Annotated in this window: 19 protein-coding genes; 13 read left to right on the forward strand and 6 right to left on the reverse strand. The window is 33.9% G+C overall.

Annotated elements, in window-relative coordinates:
- Positions 1-74 precede the first annotated feature (74 nt).
- Positions 75-1,235, forward strand: coding sequence for a pyridoxal-phosphate-dependent aminotransferase family protein (locus AC6EI2_RS00760; RefSeq protein ID WP_498462535.1), 1,161 nt, complete (start codon positions 75-77; stop codon positions 1,233-1,235).
- Here the strand turns inward: AC6EI2_RS00760 and AC6EI2_RS00765 are convergent.
- Positions 1,218-1,682: a nucleoside deaminase gene (locus AC6EI2_RS00765; protein ID WP_498463441.1), complete on the reverse strand. Its 465-nt coding sequence runs from the start codon at positions 1,680-1,682 to the stop codon at positions 1,218-1,220. The genes AC6EI2_RS00760 and AC6EI2_RS00765 overlap by 18 nt on opposite strands.
- 152 nt (positions 1,683-1,834) lie before the next feature.
- On the opposite strand from AC6EI2_RS00765, the gene AC6EI2_RS00770 reads away from it, so the two are divergent.
- Complete coding sequence (locus tag AC6EI2_RS00770; protein ID WP_498462536.1) at positions 1,835-3,205, forward strand: pyridoxal phosphate-dependent decarboxylase family protein; 1,371 nt, start codon at positions 1,835-1,837, stop codon at positions 3,203-3,205.
- A gap of 113 nt (positions 3,206-3,318) precedes the next feature.
- Here AC6EI2_RS00770 and AC6EI2_RS00775 read toward each other — a convergent pair whose 3' ends face one another.
- The 3 genes from AC6EI2_RS00775 to AC6EI2_RS00785 all read right to left on the reverse strand — a co-directional run bounded on the left by AC6EI2_RS00775 (position 3,319) and on the right by AC6EI2_RS00785 (position 5,884).
- Complete coding sequence (locus AC6EI2_RS00775; protein WP_498462537.1) at positions 3,319-4,800, reverse strand: DUF697 domain-containing protein; 1,482 nt, start codon at positions 4,798-4,800, stop codon at positions 3,319-3,321.
- A gap of 95 nt (positions 4,801-4,895) precedes the next feature.
- Complete coding sequence (gene lspA, locus AC6EI2_RS00780) at positions 4,896-5,378, reverse strand: signal peptidase II (RefSeq protein ID WP_498462538.1); 483 nt, start codon at positions 5,376-5,378, stop codon at positions 4,896-4,898.
- Positions 5,375-5,884 (reverse strand): biotin transporter BioY, encoded by a 510-nt coding sequence (locus AC6EI2_RS00785; protein ID WP_498462539.1) that lies wholly within the window; start codon positions 5,882-5,884, stop codon positions 5,375-5,377. The genes lspA and AC6EI2_RS00785 overlap by 4 nt, the downstream gene beginning before the upstream one ends.
- A gap of 148 nt (positions 5,885-6,032) precedes the next feature.
- On the opposite strand from AC6EI2_RS00785, the gene AC6EI2_RS00790 reads away from it, so the two are divergent.
- A complete protein-coding gene (locus tag AC6EI2_RS00790) occupies positions 6,033-6,254 on the forward strand; it encodes a DUF3148 domain-containing protein (protein ID WP_498462540.1) in 222 nt (73 codons plus the stop codon).
- 8 nt (positions 6,255-6,262) lie between these two features.
- Here AC6EI2_RS00790 and AC6EI2_RS00795 read toward each other — a convergent pair whose 3' ends face one another.
- Entirely contained in the window at positions 6,263-7,477 is a 1,215-nt protein-coding gene (locus AC6EI2_RS00795; RefSeq protein ID WP_498462541.1) for a M16 family metallopeptidase, read from the reverse strand.
- 41 nt (positions 7,478-7,518) lie between these two features.
- Positions 7,519-8,751, reverse strand: coding sequence for a M16 family metallopeptidase (locus tag AC6EI2_RS00800; RefSeq protein ID WP_498462542.1), 1,233 nt, complete (start codon positions 8,749-8,751; stop codon positions 7,519-7,521).
- A 405-nt stretch (positions 8,752-9,156) separates the two neighbouring features.
- Here AC6EI2_RS00800 and AC6EI2_RS00805 point away from each other — a divergent pair, with 405 nt between their 5' ends.
- From AC6EI2_RS00805 to recG, 10 genes are all read left to right on the forward strand, one after another.
- Complete coding sequence (locus AC6EI2_RS00805; protein ID WP_498462543.1) at positions 9,157-9,855, forward strand: phycocyanobilin:ferredoxin oxidoreductase; 699 nt, start codon at positions 9,157-9,159, stop codon at positions 9,853-9,855.
- On the forward strand, positions 9,846-10,763 hold the full coding sequence (locus AC6EI2_RS00810; RefSeq protein ID WP_498462544.1) for a lipid ABC transporter permease: 918 nt from the start codon (positions 9,846-9,848) through the stop codon (positions 10,761-10,763). The genes AC6EI2_RS00805 and AC6EI2_RS00810 overlap by 10 nt, the downstream gene beginning before the upstream one ends.
- On the forward strand, positions 10,763-11,938 hold the full coding sequence (gene devC / locus AC6EI2_RS00815) for an ABC transporter permease DevC (RefSeq protein ID WP_498462545.1): 1,176 nt from the start codon (positions 10,763-10,765) through the stop codon (positions 11,936-11,938). Before AC6EI2_RS00810 ends, devC begins: the two co-directional genes overlap by 1 nt.
- A gap of 31 nt (positions 11,939-11,969) precedes the next feature.
- Positions 11,970-12,662, forward strand: coding sequence for a DevA family ABC transporter ATP-binding protein (locus AC6EI2_RS00820; protein WP_498462546.1), 693 nt, complete (start codon positions 11,970-11,972; stop codon positions 12,660-12,662).
- A gap of 36 nt (positions 12,663-12,698) precedes the next feature.
- Complete coding sequence (locus tag AC6EI2_RS00825) at positions 12,699-12,854, forward strand: Asl3888 family RNA-binding protein (protein ID WP_011293689.1); 156 nt, start codon at positions 12,699-12,701, stop codon at positions 12,852-12,854.
- A 92-nt stretch (positions 12,855-12,946) separates the two neighbouring features.
- Positions 12,947-13,879 carry a glycosyltransferase family 2 protein gene (locus AC6EI2_RS00830; protein WP_498462547.1) on the forward strand — a complete coding sequence of 311 codons (933 nt, stop codon included), beginning with the start codon at positions 12,947-12,949 and terminating at the stop codon, positions 13,877-13,879.
- 138 nt (positions 13,880-14,017) lie between these two features.
- Positions 14,018-14,710: a 30S ribosomal protein S2 gene (gene rpsB, locus AC6EI2_RS00835; protein ID WP_498462548.1), complete on the forward strand. Its 693-nt coding sequence runs from the start codon at positions 14,018-14,020 to the stop codon at positions 14,708-14,710.
- Positions 14,711-14,770: 60 nt separating this feature from the next.
- A complete protein-coding gene (gene tsf / locus AC6EI2_RS00840) occupies positions 14,771-15,427 on the forward strand; it encodes a translation elongation factor Ts (RefSeq protein ID WP_498462549.1) in 657 nt (218 codons plus the stop codon).
- 23 nt (positions 15,428-15,450) lie between these two features.
- Complete coding sequence (locus AC6EI2_RS00845) at positions 15,451-16,629, forward strand: adenylate cyclase (protein WP_498462550.1); 1,179 nt, start codon at positions 15,451-15,453, stop codon at positions 16,627-16,629.
- Positions 16,602-19,142, forward strand: a complete 2,541-nt coding sequence (recG, locus tag AC6EI2_RS00850) for an ATP-dependent DNA helicase RecG (RefSeq protein WP_498462551.1) — start codon at positions 16,602-16,604, stop codon at positions 19,140-19,142. The genes AC6EI2_RS00845 and recG overlap by 28 nt, the downstream gene beginning before the upstream one ends.
- The last annotated feature ends 66 nt before the right edge of the window (positions 19,143-19,208 follow it).

Raw genomic sequence — 19,208 nt, forward strand, 5'->3', positions numbered from 1 at the left:
CAATCCCTAAAAAAAACACCCCGACTTTGCCTATCGCCTTTTAGGCTCAAAGGTATATAAACCGATCTGTTTTCTTGGCCACTCAAATTCTTCCTTCTGTTGATAATCAACATCGTAAAGATTTTGGTCCAACTGTTTCCCCTGAAAGGTTATTACTTGGGCCGGGCCCATCAAATGCAGATCCTGCTGTTTTGAAAGCGCTCTCTCAGCCACCAATTGGTCATTTAGATCCTTTTTATGTGGCCTTGATGAGTGAGGTGCAAGAGTTACTTAGATATGCGTGGCAAACCAGCAATCGATTAACACTCCCTATGAGTGGGACAGGAAGCGCCGCGATGGAAGCAACATTGGCAAATGTTGTCGAACCAGAGGATACGGTTTTAGTAGCCATAAAAGGATATTTTGGCCATCGTCTTGCTGATATGGCAGGCAGATATAAGGCAAATGTAGAAACCATTCATAAAGATTGGGGTAATGCTTTTTCACTTGATGAAATAGAAGATGCACTGAAAAAACATAATCCTGCAGTTTTAGCAATTGTTCATGCCGAAACTTCAACAGGTGTTTGTCAACCCATGGATGGAATTGGTGATTTATGCAGAAAATATAATTGTTTACTTCTTGTAGATACTGTAACTTCTTTGGGAGGCGTTCCTCTTTATTTGGATAAGTGGAAAATTGATCTGGCTTACAGTTGCAGTCAAAAAGGATTAAGTTGCCCGCCAGGATTAGGACCTTTCTCAATGAATGAGAGGGCTGAAAATAAAATGAGCAACAGAAAAGATAAGGTTCCTAACTGGTATTTAGATGTATCTTTACTTAATAAATATTGGGGTAGTGATCGTGTATATCATCACACTGCTCCAGTAAACATGAATTTTGGTATTCGTGAAGCGCTTAGATTGTTAGCTAAAGAAGGATTGGAAGTTTCATGGGATAGACATAGAAAGAATGCAAAATCGCTTTGGAATTCTTTGGAAAATATTGGCTTAGAGTTACATGTTGAAGAAGAATTACGCTTACCTACTCTTACTACTGTGAAAATACCTAATGGTATTGATGGCAAGGCTTTTACTAATCATTTATTAAGTAACTTTGGTGTTGAGATAGGAGGTGGTCTTGGTGATCTGGCTGGAAAAGTATGGAGAATAGGATTAATGGGATACAACTCGACTTCTACAAATGTAGATAGAATATTAAATATTTTTGAAACTGAACTACCTAAGTTTAGATAATATATTTTTTTGATAGATTCTTTTATCTTTGAACCAATCCACGATAATCTTTCTTGATTCTTCTTCCATTAGACCTCTCTCGATAATCATTTTGTGATGGGCACTTTTATGTTCCGCGAGATTTATAGTTCCACCTAATGCTCCTCTTTTTGGGTCTTCCGATCCATAGATTATCTTTCCCATTCTTGCTTGTATTAAAGCGCCTGCGCACATTGGACATGGCTCTAGATTTACTATCAATGTACAGTCATTAAATCTCCAATCACTATTTATCCAAGAAGCTTGTCGGAGGGCTACTAACTCAGCATGACCCAAAGGATCTTTCATTTTTTCCCTTCTATTGCCCCCATAGCCAATACATCTTCCTCTTTTGTCGAGAATAACTGCAGCAATAGGGACTTCACCTCTCTCTCCTACAAGGTTTGCTTTGGTAAGCAATCTTGTCATCCACTTTATTTTTTCTTCCTGACTCAGAGCGATTGGGTTTGACAATTTTTTAGGTCTTTGGAGAATTATCAAATAAAATGTTTATCTACAGATTAATCATTTTTTTGGTTTGAACTTGATTATCCAATACCACAAATAGAGACTTATTTTCTTTGGACCCTTTCGCATCTCCTCACAATTTAGATAGAGAATTGCAATCTTTACTTGCACAAGCCTCAAGTAATCTTTGTGATTGGTTTGCTGAGTCCGCTAGTCAATCTCCATTTCCTGACTCCGTTGAATTGCCTGATGTTTATCCAGGGAGAGAAGGCGTCTCTAATAATGTTTTGTTGAGCGAACTTAAATTGTTAATGAATGGTTCCTATCGACCATCCCATCCAGGATCGCTTGCTCATTTGGACCCACCCCCTTTATCAGCTTCAATAGTAGGAGAACTGATTTGCGCAGGTTTAAACAATAATCTTTTAGCAGAAGAACTATCGCCCAGCTTGTCATTCTTGGAAAGAAACCTTTGCAAATGGTTTTGTCAGAGATTGGGTTTGGGTGATTCGTCTGGAGGTGTAGCAGCCAGCGGAGGAAGTTTAAGTAATTTAATGGCTTTAGTAATGGCAAGAAATATTGCTGGTTTAGAAAGCGATCCAAGTGCAGTCTTTTTTGCTAGTGATGATTGTCATATTTCATTCTTGAAAGCTCTAAAGATTATGGGTTTAAAAAAGGAATCTCTACAAAGAATTCCTACAGATGAAAATGGTGAATTAAAAATTTCTTGTTTACGTACAAGTTTAAATAAAATTAAATCTCAAGGGAAGAAATGCTTTGCTGTAGTCGCTACAGCAGGAACTACTGTAAGAGGAGCTATTGATCCACTGTCTGAAATTTCTCAATTTTGTCAAAAAGAGAAAGTTTGGCTTCATGTTGATGCCGCAATAGGTGGAATTTTTGGTCTATCTCCAATTACCTCAGAAATTGTTAGAGGGTTAGGTTCCGCCGACTCCTTAACCGTTAACCCACAAAAATTATTGGGAATCGCAAAAACGTCTTCTCTGTTACTTGTTGCTAATAAAAACCATCTTTCTTCTACATTTTCAACTGGATTACCTTATGCCGAACCAAGTATCGGTAATGACTTTCATGGAGGAGAACTTGGAATTCAAGGAACCAGATCCGCCGAGTCATTGAAATTGTGGATTGGTTTAAGACAATTGGGCGAAGATGGTATTGATAAAATACTTTTGGAGTCTATTAAAAAAAGATGTTATTTAGAATCAATAATTGATTCGTCAAAATTTAAAATAATATCAGGACCTCTTCATCTTATGGCATTTACACCGTTAAATCATACTTCTTCTGAAGCGTCCAAATGGTCTATAAAAACTAGAAACTCTTTGTTAGCCAATAAGTTTATGCTTTCTAGACCAATGTACGAGGATACATATTATTTAAAGGCTGTTATGGGTAACCCTAATACTAAATTTGATGATTTAAAACTTTTAGCTAATCTTATTAATCATTCGATTATTTGATTTTAAAATGAATAATGATTTTTTTAATAAAAAAAATATTTTAGCTTTAACAACAGCATTTATATCAATTTTGATTGGCCTGATTTATTTGGCAATCGTTTTTGCTTTGGACTTTAGAGGTCCAATGAGTCCTCCCCCCTCGGAGGCCTTGATCGCGGTGGCAGTTTTTTGAATTTTTTTTCAACTAAAGGATCAATAACTCTCTCATAAGCTTTGCGAATAAAACTTTTGAAATACTCATCTCTTTTGTTTAATTTGTAATGATATTCAACAACTTCTTGGATCCCACCATCTCCCCAGTTTTGGTCTTGCTGGAAATAAGTTATAAAACTTGCTCCAGCAACCCTTGTTAGCCAGGAGACACTTACTCCTTGAATCACTTTACTAACAACTAATGTTGGGAGTGATAAACTCAATGTTGAGCTTATTAGAGAAACTCCCCCTTTAACTAAGCCCATAGTTGCAAGTATTTTACCGACTGAAAATGCTAAGTTTTTTGCTTTCTCTTTTGTGATTTCAACACCATAAATTTTTGCAATTTCAATAACCATTTGTGCATTCACCGCAGCAGCAGCGATCATATCGATAAATGGTAATGGTGTTAATATTAATACACCGCTACTAAGCCAACCATACTTATCAATACATTTTTTAGCTGATTGACTTCTCTGCTTAACTAATAACCTTTTCCCTTCTTTACCAAGATTACTGCATTGAATTAATATATTATCTGCTATCAAATCTTCACCTTCTTCATGTAATATATTTGCTAGTCTTCTAATTAAACTACTTACTTCAGGCTCTGGCTGATAAGGTTTTTCTCCAGGGATTGCAATTGTCTGAGGTGATGCTGATGTGCAAATAATATCTTTTGATTCAATAAAATCACAACATCTAGAATTAAGAATTTCAATTAATCTTTTTTCCTCATTTTCTCCTCTTAAGTCTATTTTATTCAATACTAGTACAAGTCTTTTCCCTAATTTAGATAAAGTTCTAATTGTTCTTGTTTCGGTAGAACGTAAATCACCCTCTATTACTACTAACATTAAATCAGATTTACGTGCTTCTATTAACGCACTCTTTTCCCTTTCTCTTCCTCTTTCCCCTGCTTCTAGTATCCCTGGAGTATCAATTATTTTTATTCCTCTTTTAAGCCCTTTGAGCTTGAGCCTATAGGTCTCTTGTGCTTTTGTTGAGCCCATTTCAGGACTAACTTTACCTACTATTCTTTTTAGCAGAGCTCTTATTAATGATGTTTTGCCACTGGAGCCGATTCCAAAAACTACTAAAATAATATCGCCTCTATCTAATTCTAATGAAACTCTATTTTTTTCATCCATTAGTGCCTTTGCCTTTACTTTGTCGTTAATTAACATGATTAACTGATCAAGTGTCTTTAGTGACTTTCCTGCAGCCTCTTTCTTACTTATGACTGATAAGTCTAATGATTGCACCTCCTTATTATTTTTGAAGATAGGTTTAAGAATGTTTTTAAACTTATCTATTTTTTTTGTATAAATTAAACCACCTATTATGAAAACTGTAATAAATATTGCAGGAATATTTATTAATCTAATTATTGCCCCGATCAAGCCTACAAGTATCAAGCTAATAAATACTATGAATATATAAAATATTATTTTTTTTGAATTATAGATTTTCATATGATAAATATCATTTATTTTTTTTAATATTTTGGACTTGATTTATCTTTGGTTTTAATTATATCAATTAAAAAACATAATATAGCAATGTTTATTGATATATCTGCTACATTGAAAATAGGAAAATTGATTGGAACTAACTCGAAAAAATCTAGAACATAGCCTTTGAATAATCTATCAATTCCATTACCTACAGTCCCACCTAAAAGGTATGTAAGTCCAATAAAATTCCAAAAAGAATTTGGTGGAAATTTTAATATAAAAATAATTAATATTAAAGTGGCTAAAATACTTATGATAGTAAGAATATTTGTTGAATTGCTGAAAAGACTAAATGCAGCGCCTTTGTTTTTTACGAGTGTGAAATTTAATAAATTAGGAATAATATTTTTTGATCTTTCAAAGCCTAATATACTTAATATTAAAAACTTACTAACTTGATCTAATAAAACAATGAAAAAAGAGTATATTATGATTTTCATGCTTCTACTCTTTAATTGATTCATCTTACTATTAATATACGTTTTAGTAATATTGATAATAGACTAATTGATATGCATAGTAATAATTGAGTTGGGAAAGGTAAAATAGTATTTATTAAAATAAGATCGGATAATTTATCTGACCAATTCCCAATAATTTTACCAAAAATTAAATAAATAATACCTATAAAATGCAAAATGCACAATGATAGTGTTGTATAAAGTGAATAATTAATTAAATTAGCTTTAGAATTTTTTTTTGCTAAAAAACCAGATATCCAAGCAGCAGGAATCAATCCCAACAAGTAACCAAATTCATGAGTTAATATATAACCAACACTCCCCCCTCCATGAAATACAGGTAAATAGAATAAACCTATAATCAGATAGGAAATTGCAGAAATTGTTCCTATTTGAGGTCCGCAAAGCAATGAAGTTAATAGAGGCCCTTGAATTTGCCAATTGCTATGAAGTGGAATAATTGAGAGAGATAGGTCTTCTTGAAGAAGAACTATAGATGATGGTAACATTGCTAATATTATAATTAACATTACGCCTGTTATTGCTTTTAACCCGCTGCTAAATTTTTGCAATGAATTTAATGAGCAGATCTCATACATTAATTATTTACAAATTGCTTGATATGTCAATAGGATAATTTAGGGCTACATATTTATAATGAAATTTTCAATTGGAGAAAAAGTATCCTTACAAGTTCCTCTTCCCTATTTGAAGACAGCAGATTCTATTTCAATGTTAAGGCCTCCAGATCTAGTATCTCTTGATGAGGTTGGCGTAATTATTGGTATAAGGTCAAAAGATGTATTAGAAGTAAAATTTAGAAGGGGCAATTTCTTGATTCCTTCTGAAAGACTTAAAATTCTAAATGATGGTAACTGAAAATTAAATTACGCTTGCCAGTCTTTACTGATTTTACGTATAACTTCTTTGTTACTGCAAACACTAAGCATTGGTTCCTTTAAATATTTATTGGCAGCATCTTTGATTTCTTTACTGCTAATACTATCAAGGCTTAGTAGTACTTCTTTATCGTGATCTTTTGTTAAACCAATTCCTAAAAGATGTGCTTTATGCTCAGCTCTTTGACTAACACTTTGCAATGAATGGGCCACTTGCCCTCGATATTTTACCTTTACAAGATCTAATTCTTCTGGTGATATTTCACTATTTAGAACTTTACCCCAACATTCTTTCAGTAACTGGAGAGTTAGAATTGCCTTGTCTTCAGTTGTAGAGGCGTGCATAATAAAGGGTGTTTGATTCTCTCTAATAGGGTGATAAACTCCAGCTTCATAAACTACTCCATGCTTTTCTCTGAGAACCTTAAATAATAAACTCGACATTCCATAGCCTAAGTAACATGATAATAATCTGAGCAAAATGTCAGATTCATTATCATATCTAATTGTTGCTTTGCCTAATAGTAAAATAACTTGATTTGTATTTAATGAGCGTGCATAAAGGCTAGTTTTTTTGTTATCTAGGGTTTGATCTCTAGTATAATTAATTATTTTTGATATTTCATTTTGATTAGTAAAATTTTCACTAATCCCGTTAAAAGCAATTGAATTTTTTATATAATTTTCTACATTAATAGGAAACTTTCCTGAAATTACTAAGTTTTTTTTTCTATGAATTAATGAGCTTGAAATTGGCAATATATGTTCTTTATTGATTTTATTTATATCATTTATTGATCCTAGTGGGTCATGTCCATATGGTCCGTCACGGTATACCATCTTTCTCCAGCCATCAAAAGCTAATTGATAAGTACTTTCTTTTTGTCTCTTAATTGCTTTTATGGTTAAATCTTTTTCTAATTGAATCTGATCTAGCTGAAGTTTAGGTTTCGTAATCATCCAACCAATCAAAGGAAGAAGTTTATAAGCATCACTCTCGATACATTTAAGACTTATTAGAAGACCATCTTCAAATGTATCACAGTTTAAATTTGCACCAGAACTTTCTACGATTTCAGCAATTTGATTATTGTTGTATGGCCCACACCCTCTAAGCATTGTTGAGCTTAAAATTTGATGAATACCCTTTTGGTTTTTTGGATCATTTCTGCTACCATTTTCTATCCATAATTTCGCAGACATTATTTTTTTGCTATTAAGTTCGTCTAGGACTATGTTCATATTTATTTCTCTGGTTCGGCAATTAATGTAAATGCATTTTCTGGATTAAATAATGGAAAAATTAATTCATTTAAACGTGAAGTTGTCCAATATGAAATATCATCTATCGACTTTAATACTGATTGGTGTCGTCCCCATAGAGCTTGATTTCCTAAAGTTGAGGCAATATGAGTGCTCAACTCAAGACCAAAATAAATATTATTTACAACTAATTTTTTTGCACGTTCTAAATCTTTATCAGCAACTAAATCCCTGTTTAATTTTTTGAGAATACTATTGATTTCACTTTCAGCAAGTTTAAGATTTTCCTTTTGACAACTGACGTCTAGAAGAATTAATCCACCTTCTTCCAGAATTTGTAAATCTATGTCTATTGATTCTATAATTCTTTTTTCTTCTCTTAATTTTTTAACAATAATACTACTTTTACCTTCGCATAAAATTGTGGCAGCAATTTCTGCTCCTAAAATTAATATTTGTTCTTTTGCAGGGGGAAGTTTCCAGGCTTTCAATATTCTTCCTCCCTCAAGCCTAGGAATAGTTTCTTTCTTGTAGCCCGTATTAAAAGCGGTTTTTGTACAAATATTTGTTTCCTTTGTAATTTTTTTTAATTCATTAAGTTTACTATTGCTAACGATTGAAATAATTTCTTTTGGTAATTCTCCTGCTATGGAAAGTGTACAGTTTTTACCTACATAATGATTTTTATGAAATTGTTTCATTTGTCTAGTATTTAGACTTTTTACAGTTTTTTCGTCACCCAATATTGGCTTTGAGTATCTATGTGGTGTTAAGCATCCCTTTAATAATTTCATATAGATAATTTCATCTGGTTGTTCAATATTTTGTGCGATTTCCTCTAAAACTACTTCTTTCTCAACCTCAAATGCTTCTTTTTCAATTTTAGGAAATAATAATAATTCTAATATCAGATTTAGTCCTTGTTCGATCTTCTCTGGTGGTACTAGAACGTGATAATGAACATCGTCCAACCCAGTCGCGGCATTACTACTTCCACCAAGAGATTCAATTCTTAAATCGAATTCGCCTTCTTTAAGGTTTTTACTCCCTTTAAATATCATATGCTCTAAGAAATGTGCAATTCCTTCTTCATCTTTCTTTTCATAAAGACTTCCTCCTTTGCACCAAAAGTCAATACAAGTCAATGTTGATTGTTCTATATCAGCTACGACACAGGTAGCACCATTAGGCAATGACCAATGATTTACTTTCATTCTTAATATCTTATAATACGCTAAATCTTTATGCTATCTCAATCCAAGCATGAAATATTTACGGTTTTAAGTAAGATGGTTCAAGATGGCTCAAATCTTTTAAATTATAAAAGATTTTTTTAATAGTTATCTATTTTATATGTATAAATTTTATTTATAATTAAATTATCCTTGTTTATTTATTTGTTATTGCTTTTTTTCTTTTTCTAAATTCAATCATTGAACCCTTGTTCCTTATTTAACTCTACTTTGCAAAAAAATCTCTTGTCAGTCCTTTTTTTTTTCTTAATAATCATATAATATTGTTTGAGAATATTTTTTAAATAGACCTTCTCTATGATCCTTTGCCATTCCTTTTAGTTTGAGTTATTAGTTTTGAAGTCAGTTTTTTGCACTCAAAGAAAATTGAATCCTCTTTTGTTTGAAGCTTTCGAACTTATCAAGAACAAAATCATTTCATTGACCGATGTTGAACCTCTAAATATTGATTCTAAGTCCAAAAGGATTTATTCCAATCTTAATAAGGAGGAATTATTTATCAGTAACGAGTTTTATCAAGCAAAAGGATTTAGAAAAATTCATTTGGAGGTTGCAAAGCTTGGCAAAAAATTTGAAATACTACATTGTGTTTTTTTCCCTGACCCATGCTTTGAACTTCCAATATTTGGCGCTGATTTGGTAGTTAATTCAAATAATATTTCTGCTGCCATTGTTGACTTATCACCTGTTGGAGAGCACCTGCCTGATTACCTCGTTTCTCAAATGAGATCATTACAAATTCCTAAATTTAACGAACCCGGGAAGCTTCCTAAATGGGGATCTATCTTCTCTCCATATGCTTGCTTTATCCGTCCAGTTGATTTGTTCGAAGAAAAACTATTTTTAAAACTCATTGACCAATATTTGTCACTACTCTTATCTTTATTGGTTAGGGGCAAGGAAGACGAAATTAATTCTTCAGATACAATGAACAGACTTAATTATCAAAAAAGATATTGCTCTAATCAAAAACTTAATGATAAGACCAGGGCTATCCTAACTAAATTTTTTGGTTCATCTTGGGCAGATGAATACATTAACAAAATCCTTTTTGAATGTTCGTAATGTTTAAATACGTATATTTTAAATTCTTTTATTTTATAGGCATAACACCCTTATGCATTCTTTTGATTAGCGGATGTAATAATAAAGATTTAGAAGTAAATCAAACTCTTATAAATAACAAAGTAGTTGATAGGATTGAAGGTGTGGCAGCATTAGGTCAATTAAATCCTCTTGGAGAAATAAGAAAATTAGCAGCTCCAACCAGTGGAAAAGGTGGTACTCCAAGATTATCTAAATTATTAGTTCGAGAGGGTGACTCTATTGTTAAGGATCAAATCTTAGCTGTTTTTGATAATCGTCCGAAACTTGAAGCCGACTTAAAATCTGCACAAGCAAATTTAAATATATTAATCAGTGAAATCAGGATAAAAAATAGGGAAATTAATAGATATCAATCTCTTGTAGATAAAGGCGCAGTTGCGTTAATTGTTTTAGACAAAATGAAAGATGATTTGTTCATTTCTGAGACCAGGATTTCAAAGCTTCAATCTGCCATAGATGCAATTAACGTCGATCTAGAGCAAACACAATTAAAAAGTCCAATTGATGGGATTGTTCTTCAAATCTTGACTCGTGAGGGAGAGAGGCCGAATTCGTCTGGTGTAATTAGTGTGGGCGCTAATCAATTAATGGAAGCTCTTATTGAAGTCTATGAATCCGATATAGACAGAGTACAAGTGGGTCAGTCTGCTGATTTAATTAGTGAGAATGGAGGGTTTAATGGGTCTTTAAGAGGTCAAGTTAGTTTGATCAGCCCACAAGTCAGGCAAAGAAGAGTGCTTGCTACTGATCCAACCGGCGATGCTGACTCAAGAATTATCGAGGTCAGAGTCAAACTTGATACTGCATCTGCTCAAAAGGTTTCTCATTTAACTGGGATGAAAGTTATTGCTCGGTTTCAGCCCTAGTGGAAATAAATAATTTTTTAAAAAACAGGAAAATACCTCTTGCCTGGCTTTTGCTGACAAGACAACCTTTAAGGATATTGGTGGCTATTGCAGGAATAGCATTTGCTGGGATTTTGATGTTTATGCAACTAGGCTTTAGAGATGGATTGTTCGACGCAAGTGTTACTGTTCATAAGTTATTTGATGCAGATCTGGTATTAATTAGTCCTCGCTCAAAAAGTTCAATAAGTATGAGTGGGTTTCCTCGAAGAAGATTAATTCAAGCCATGGCCCATAGAGACGTCATTGGAACAACTGCTGTTAATTGGAATTTTCTCCTTTGGCGAAATCCTCAAAATTTATCCACAAGATCCATTCTTGCTTTAGGTTTTGAGCCAAGTAAGCCATTATTAATTGAGTCTGATTTTGAAAGGAAGGCAGAAACTTTAAAGAATAAAGGAAGAGTTTTATTTGATGATCTTTCCAGGGATGAGTTTGGCCCAATCTCTAAATGGTTTAAAGCAGGGCGTTTAGTTGAAACTGAAGTCGCAGGTAAAAGAGTTAGAGTTTCTGGAATAGTTAGTTTAGGTCCTTCCTTTGGTGCAGATGGAAATTTAATAACAAGCAGTGAGACATACTTAGAACTATCTCCAGGTAATCCCAAAGGAAGTATTGAAATTGGTTTAGTAAGGATAAAGAAGGGATCTAATATTGAAAATGTGGTTCGCTCATTGAATTTAAGTTTACCTAGCGACGTTAAAGTTATGTCTTTAAAATCATTTATAGATTTTGAAAAGAATTATTGGAAAAGTAGTACATCGATTGGATTTATTTTTACATTAGGTGCCGCAATGGGATTTATTGTTGGTTGTGTAATTGTTTATCAAATTCTTTATAGTGATGTTAGTGATCATTTGCCTGAATATGCAACCTTAATGGCTATGGGTTATAACTTAAGAAGCCTTTTAGGAGTTGTAGCTAGAGAAGGATTAATCTTATCAATAATTGGATATATTCCTGCTTATGTTTCAGGACAAGCTTTATATGCTTTAGTTAGATCATCAACTAAATTACCTGTTGAGATGAGTTTTAGCAGAGCATCAATTATATTTTGCTTAATACTTTTTATGTGTATGGGATCAGCATTGGCAGCTATGAAGAAATTGGCAGATGCCGATCCTGCTGAAATATTTTAATGAATAATCTAATGCTTAATTTAAATAATTTATGAAAAATATAAACAAAAATACTTTAAAGATTGTTTCTTTGAATCATTGGTATGGTCATGAAGAAATGAGAAGGCATGTTCTTCAGTCTGTCTCAATGGAAATTTCTCCTGGTGAGGTTGTTTTACTGACAGGACCTTCAGGATGTGGAAAGACTACTCTTTTAACTTTGATTGGAGCTCTTCGTAAAGTTCAAGATGGTGACCTTAAAGTGCTTGGTAAACAACTTTTTGGAGCGAGCAGAAAAACTAGGCAGAATCTTAGAAAAAATATTGGAATGATTTTTCAGGGGCATAATCTTTTGCGATGTCTTACCGCTGAGCAAAATGTTCAAATGGGAGCTGACCTTTTAAATGGATTTTCGTACAAGGCTCGTAGAGCTCAGGCTAGAGAGTGGCTGAGAGCTGTTGGATTAGAAGACCATTTATCCAAGCTGCCTCATGACTTATCAGGTGGGCAAAAACAACGAGTAGCAATTGCCAGAGCTCTTGCGGCTAGACCAAAATTACTTTTAGCGGATGAACCAACATCTGCTTTGGATAGTTCAACTGGTAGAGAAATAGTTGATTTGTTGAAAAAATTAGCTTCAGAACAATCGTGCTCGGTGTTGATGGTTACTCATGATCCCAGAATATTGGATGTAGCAGATCGTCTCTTGCGAATGGAAGATGGCCAAATATTGCCCTCAGTTTAGTAAATTGGTTATATATAAAAAATCTAGGAACTTAGTATGTCCAAAAGACGAAATCTTAAGAAAGAGAAGCAAGAGAGAAATCGAGCTTATGCCAGGAAATTTAAGAAACGTAAGCTTCGTAATGATGGCAGAGGAGAAGGAGCAGGTAATGGTGTTACTGGAACTGCAAATAACGGTGGGGCTGCTGATTAATAAGCCGCTATTCAAATCAGATAATTTTTTTTTTAATCATTTATTTTAAAGTGTTTAAAGACAATTTTTTTGATTTTATTTTTTAATTAAAGATGTTAGTAAGCGTTGTCATACCCACTTACAACAGACTTCCGATACTAAAAAAGTGTCTAGATGCATTAGAAAAACAATTTTTAAATAATGAAATTCAAAATTTTGAAATTGTTACAGTCGATGATGGATCAACAGATGGGACGGTTGATTGGCTCAGAAATAATGCTGATATTTATCCTCATTTAAGACTTTTTGAACAATCTCATGGAGGGCCAGCTTTAGGAAGAAATCTTGGAGTTGAAAAGTCAAAAGGAGAACTAATTGTTTTTATAGACAGTGATCTTGTTGTTGATAGATATTTTCTAATTAACCATGTTGATGCTCTGCTCAAAGCTTGGAAAAAACTTGGTAACAGAAGATGTTTTACCTATGGATCTGTCATAAATACTTCTAATTTTAATAATCCAAATTCTGAGCCTTTTAAATTTCAAGACTTGTCCTGGGCCTACTTTGCTACTGGAAATGTTGCTATTGATAAAAATGTTTTAGAAAAATCAGGCCTTTTTGACACATCTTTTCGGTTATATGGTTGGGAAGATTTGGAATTAGGAGAAAGATTAAGAAATATGGGCGTTAAACTTATCAGATGTCCAAGAGCTATTGGATTTCATTGGCATCCAGCATTAGCTCTTGATCAAATTCCTCATTTGATTCGAATTGAAAAAGAAAGATCAAAAATGGGATTAGTTTTTTATCGTAAGCATCCAACTTTGAGAGTGAAATTTATAATTCAATACACTTTCTTTCATCGTTGCCTGTGGGAACTTTTAACTTTTGGCGGACTTATTAATACAAAGACACTCAGACCTCTCTTGGCTTTTCTAATCAAGAATGGTCGATCTGGTTTAGCTATGGAATTGTTAAGACTTCCTCTTAATTTGATTGGAGTGAGACAAATTTTTAGAGAAGCATCATTATTGGGAATTCGGTGAGCAATCGTTTGTTAGAATTCTCATGCAAATTCAAAACCGCACACCTGACTGTTTCGGGTGATGAATAAATAATGATTTATTAATCACTATTTAATTCATCCCTGTTGGGTGGAGGCGAACCCGGAACTTACTAAAAAAATGGCTGTAGTTTCTCTTTCAGAGATGATGGAAGCTGGTGCTCACTTCGGGCATCAGACAAGAAGATGGAATCCCAAGATGTCCCGCTACATCTACTCCGCTCGGAATGGGGTTCATATTATTGATCTAGTCAAGACCGCTGTTTGTATGAATAGCGCTTATAAATGGACAAGAGGAGCGGCAAGAAGTGGTAAAAGATTCCTTTTTGTAGGAACTAAAAAACAAGCCTCCGAAGTCGTTGCTCAAGAAGCCATTAGATGCGGAGCATCCTACGTTAATCAAAGATGGCTTGGAGGGATGCTTACAAATTGGACAACAATGAAAGCGAGAATCGATCGACTAAAAGATCTTGAAAGAATGGAATCTAGTGGTGCTATTGCAATGCGCCCAAAGAAAGAAGGTGCCGTATTACGTAGAGAATTAGAACGATTGCAAAAATATCTTGGTGGACTAAAAGGAATGAGACGTCTACCTGATGTTGTAGTTTTGGTAGATCAGAGGCGGGAAACAAATGCTGTTCTAGAGGCTAGAAAGCTTGATATTCCACTGGTATCAATGCTTGATACTAATTGCGATCCCGATCTATGCGAAATCCCCATACCATGTAATGATGATGCAGTTCGATCTGTTCAACTCGTTTTGGGCAGATTAGCTGATGCCATAAATGAAGGGAGACATGGCACTAACGACTAGCTAGTATACTTGTATTATAAATTCTTAATTTAATCTAATTCTTTACTACACCTACATAAAATGCCGGAGATAACAGCCAAACTCGTCAAAGAACTTCGAGACAAAACATCTGCTGGAATGATGGATTGCAAGAAAGCCCTAATTGAGAACAAGGGTGATATGGAAAAATCTATTGAATGGTTAAGACAAAAAGGTATAGCCAGTGCTGAAAAGAAATCAGGTAGAGTCGCCGCTGAGGGAGCTGTCGGCAGTTATATACACACAGGTTCTCGAGTCGGTGTCCTCTTAGAGTTGAACTGCGAGACAGACTTCGTAGCTAGAGGAGATTTATTTCAAGGACTTTTGAGAGATCTTTCAATGCAAGTCGCCGCTTGTCCAAGTGTTGAGTATGTAAGCGTTGATCAAATTCCAGAAGCTATTGCAAGCAAGGAGAAGGAAATTGAGATGGGAAGAGATGATCTCTCAGGTAAGCCCGATCAAATAAAAGAAAAAATTGTAGAAGGACGAATAGGAAAGAGATTAAAAGAGATGGCTCTTTTAGAACAACCATTCATAAAGGATAGTTCAATAAATGTTGAAGAGCTTGTAAAACAAGTTGCTGGTAAAATAGGAGAGAACATAAAAGTTCGTAGATTTACTAGATATATTCTTGGCGAGGGGATTGATGTCAAAGAGACTGATTTTGCAGAAGAGGTTGCATCAATGACCTCCGATTAATTTTGTCTAAAAATAAGTATTTTTTGGATTCTAAGTTTGATCCTTTAGATCAAATAGGTTTGTTAAAGGAAAAATGTAATAAAATATCCCCTATTATCTATAGAGTTACTTCTGTTTATCTTGAGGAACTGAGATATTTGCTACCTCAAACCATAAGAACCACATTATTCTCTCTAATCACTGATCGGCCTGGAGATGATTTTGGTTTCTCAACATTTAGTTCAAGAAAGCTATTTCAGTTGAAAATTGACAAATTAGTTTCAGATAATATTTCTCTCATAACAATTGAACATTTAATTGATTTGGCTAAGAAAATTGATCAAGAAAATATTCGTCATTTAAATAATGTTAAAGATGAAATGTCAAATGCACTAAATTTGAAAAATGATTCTGAAAAATCCGAATCATCTGGCACTGTTAATTCAATTCATATAAGTTCAATACCGCCCTTGGAAAATTTATCAATTATTGAAGGTTGGAATGGTGAATTAAAAGCTCCATACTCTATAGATAATAAAGAAATTTATAAGAAAAGTACAAAATCTGAAAATGAGTCGCGAATTAAAAAAAATAAAGAGTATGAGCAATTAAATGAAGATGAAAAGATTACCGATACTTTTAATTTAAAAAGTAAAGATATTGAGGTTTTGCAGTCAATATTTGCATTGACCGAGGAATCTAATTCAACAGATTTCGATTCCAGCAGTGAGGATTCTACTCATGTGTCCTCCTTTAGTGATGATGTCACAAACAATAGATTTCTTCCACAATCCCCAATTGGACTATATGAGTGGATTATTTCCATAGATACAGCTTTGATTCGAAGATTGCGTGACCTATCAGATTCCATTAACACTGAGCTTTTAAAATCTGGTATTGTAAATACTCTGATTCCAATAAATATTTTAGATGCGGCCTTGTCTGGTCAATTAATTTCTTCTAAATCTGTATCCAATATTCTTACTTTTAAATTGCCAACCAATAATCCATTAGTTCCTTCTGGAGGGTTAGATATTGATTGCTTGCTAATTACTCCCTCGGATATGGAATTTGATAATCCAAGACTTAGAAAAAATAGAACTAACATTAAACATTATCAAAATGTACTTTTGGGTATGATTAAACAGCAACGTTATTGGCAAGGTCGCTCATTAGCAGAAGAGGTTAATAAAGAATGGTGGAAGGACACAACCAAAATTTAAGTAGTAATGATCCAATACCTAATCCTGATAGCCAATCAGCTGAACTAGTAACATGGGTACGACCTTTACAACAAGCATTAACAGTTGAAGTTGATCACGGTTGTAATAATATTCAAGGTAGAACTAATAAATTTTCTTCTTTTGTAAGTGGGTATTTATTAAACTTCCCTTCTATAATTTTTCCAGATTCTGAGCTTTCTAAATTAAAGAAATTAGCTCTGGATTATGAAAAATATCCATCTTTGTCCATTGATGATAGGCGAAGAATAATAGTCAAGACAAGACAGACTCTTCATAATCTATATACATATCAAGAAAATAAAGAGAAAACAGAACTAAAAAAATTAAAAATAAGAAGTGTGTATGAATCTATTGGGTCTACGAAAAGTTCTTCGACTGAGTTAATAAATTTAAGAAGTTCGATTTCAGCCGTTAAGGGTGTTGGACCAAAACAAGCAGAAAGATTATCAAGACTGGGCCTTTTTTTAATACGTGATCTCTTAAATTATTTCCCTCGTGATTATGTTGATTACACCTCATTGAAAACTATAGATAAAACTCATGCAGGTCAGAATGTAACGATCGTTGCTAAAGTCAGACGATGCAGTTCATTTAAGAGTCCTAAAAATCCAAATCTTTCTATTCTTGAACTCTTCTTAAAAGATAGGACTGGAGGGATTAAAGTTACAAGATTTTTTGCAGGTAGTCGTGGTAGGAGTATTGCCTATGTAAAATCTCAACAAAGTTTGTATACTGTTGGTTCGACTGTTGCGGTAAGTGGGCTAGTTAAAGAAAGTAAATATGGTAAATCATTAAACGATCCTTTGATAGAAATTATCGATAGTCCTACCAGTTATTTGAAATCTAGAACTATTGGTCAGATATTCCCTATTTATTCTTTAACTGAAGGTGTTACTGCAGACAAATTCAGAGATCTAATCCAGTCTATTCTTTATTTAACATCTGATATTAAGGACCCACTTCCGAAAGATACTGTAAATAGACTAGATCTACTAACTAAGAAAGAAGCTTTTTTTCATATCCACAACCCTGAGAATGCAAAAATTTTAGCTAAAGCAAAGAGAAGAATTGTATTCGAAGAGTTTTTGTTATTGCAGTTAAGTCTGCTTTTAAGACGTGATCTGCATAAGAAACGTAATTCTCCTCAACTAAGTATTGAACTCAGTAGTAATAGCCTTGTAAGAAAATTCTTAAGTATTCTTCCTTTCTCTCTAACAAATGCTCAAACAAGAGTTTTGAAGGAAATTGAATCAGACATAGTCAAAGCCGAGCCAATGTCTCGCCTATTACAAGGCGATGTTGGTAGTGGAAAGACCGTCATCGCCATAGCAGCACTACTCAGTGCTGTCCAATCTGGATGGCAAGGTGCTCTTATGGCACCCACCGAGGTGCTTGCCACTCAACACTATCAAACACTAAGTAAATGGATCCCTCAACTTGAGGTGAACGTAGATTTGTTAACTGGTTCTACAGCCAAGTCTCGACGTAAACAAATTATTACAGATTTAGTAAATGGTTCTACTAAGATTCTGGTAGGAACTCATGCAATATTTGAAGACAAAGTCATCTTTGAACGACTTGGTCTTGTAGTTGTAGATGAGCAGCATCGCTTTGGAGTCAAACAGAGGAACAAACTTTTGAATAAAGGTTTGCAACCTCACTTACTTACGATGACGGCTACGCCCATTCCGAGAACACTTGCACTTACTTTGCATGGAGATCTCGATGTTAGTCAATTAGATGAGCTTCCACCTGGTCGAACTCCGATAGATACTAAGCTGATTACACCAAAGGAAAAGAATTATGCATATGAATTAATCAGGACTGAAATTAATAAAGGACATCAGATTTATGTTGTGCTACCTTTGATTGAAGAATCTGAGAAACTAGAAATTAGTTCGGCAATTGATGTACATTATCAGTTGTCTACAGAGGTTTTTCCAGATTTTGTTGTTGACTTACTTCATGGCAAAATGAAGAGTGTTGAAAAGCAAGAGGTCATACAGAATTTTATCAACAAAAAATGTGACATACTGGTCTCTACTACAGTTATAGAAGTAGGTGTTGACGTACCAAATGCAAGTGTAATGCTAATTGAGGATTCTGATCGTTTTGGTCTTGCTCAATTGCATCAATTAAGGGGTCGAGTTGGAAGGGGAGCCTCCAAGTCATACTGTCTCCTGAGTCATCAAAATAAAAATAAAACATCTCGACAAAGATTGGAAGTTCTTGCTAATTCCAATGACGGATTTGAAATTTCAGAAATTGACTTGCGTTTTCGCGGACCTGGACAAGTCTTAGGTACAAAACAATCAGGTTTACCTGATTTTGCACTGGCATCATTAGCTGATGATGCTGACGTGCTTGAACTTGCGCGCAATGAGGCTCGTCAGATTTTAGATAACGATTCTGAGCTTAAAAACAACTCTATACTTCGGTTGTTAATAAAAGAACAGTGGGATAAACTTAAAATTGATAATAAACTAAATTAATATTTTGGTTAAATAACTATTGAATTCATTTAAATTTAAAGCTAAAATTCAATAAATTTGTACAAG

Source organism: Prochlorococcus sp. MIT2302 (genome assembly GCF_059772385.1).

Coding starts and splice junctions, on each gene's coding strand:
- AC6EI2_RS00810 (WP_498462544.1), top strand. CDS start 9,846: ATGTTCGTAATGTTTAAATACGTATATTTTAAATTCTTTTATTTTATA.
- AC6EI2_RS00825 (WP_011293689.1), top strand. CDS start 12,699: ATGTCCAAAAGACGAAATCTTAAGAAAGAGAAGCAAGAGAGAAATCGA.
- AC6EI2_RS00790 (WP_498462540.1), top strand. CDS start 6,033: ATGAAATTTTCAATTGGAGAAAAAGTATCCTTACAAGTTCCTCTTCCC.
- AC6EI2_RS00830 (WP_498462547.1), top strand. CDS start 12,947: ATGTTAGTAAGCGTTGTCATACCCACTTACAACAGACTTCCGATACTA.
- rpsB (WP_498462548.1), top strand. CDS start 14,018: ATGGCTGTAGTTTCTCTTTCAGAGATGATGGAAGCTGGTGCTCACTTC.
- AC6EI2_RS00765 (WP_498463441.1), bottom strand. CDS start 1,682: ATGACAAGATTGCTTACCAAAGCAAACCTTGTAGGAGAGAGAGGTGAA.
- AC6EI2_RS00800 (WP_498462542.1), bottom strand. CDS start 8,751: ATGAAAGTAAATCATTGGTCATTGCCTAATGGTGCTACCTGTGTCGTA.
- AC6EI2_RS00795 (WP_498462541.1), bottom strand. CDS start 7,477: ATGTCTGCGAAATTATGGATAGAAAATGGTAGCAGAAATGATCCAAAA.
- tsf (WP_498462549.1), top strand. CDS start 14,771: ATGCCGGAGATAACAGCCAAACTCGTCAAAGAACTTCGAGACAAAACA.
- AC6EI2_RS00785 (WP_498462539.1), bottom strand. CDS start 5,884: ATGTTACCATCATCTATAGTTCTTCTTCAAGAAGACCTATCTCTCTCA.
- AC6EI2_RS00820 (WP_498462546.1), top strand. CDS start 11,970: ATGAAAAATATAAACAAAAATACTTTAAAGATTGTTTCTTTGAATCAT.
- lspA (WP_498462538.1), bottom strand. CDS start 5,378: ATGAATCAATTAAAGAGTAGAAGCATGAAAATCATAATATACTCTTTT.
- recG (WP_498462551.1), top strand. CDS start 16,602: ATGGTGGAAGGACACAACCAAAATTTAAGTAGTAATGATCCAATACCT.